At 33.2% G+C, this 235-nt stretch carries 1 pseudogene; it reads left to right on the top strand.

The window, feature by feature from the left end:
• Window positions 1-235, top strand: a pseudogene (locus tag ACY2RW_RS16415) (NAD(P)H-dependent glycerol-3-phosphate dehydrogenase); the annotation flags it as partial.

The raw sequence follows: 235 nt of genomic DNA, 5'->3' as shown, positions 1-235 counted from the left end.
ATATGAAACTAAAAGTAGGCTTATTGGGTGCAGGTTCTTGGGGACCAACTGTAGTTTGTTTAACTGCAAAGAATAGTGATACACTTATATGGGCAAGAGATATAAATACAACCACTGAAATTAATCAATTTAAAACCAATAAAAAATATTTACCCAATTCAGAATTCCACAAAGGTTTGGTTGCATCAAATTCTATAAAGGAAACCGTAGAGAATGCAGATGTTATTGTCATGGG

Source organism: Polaribacter sp. 2305UL8-11, assembly GCF_058147165.1.
The sequence above is the reverse complement of the archived record's forward strand: the minus strand, read 5'-3'. Positions and strand labels throughout refer to the sequence as shown.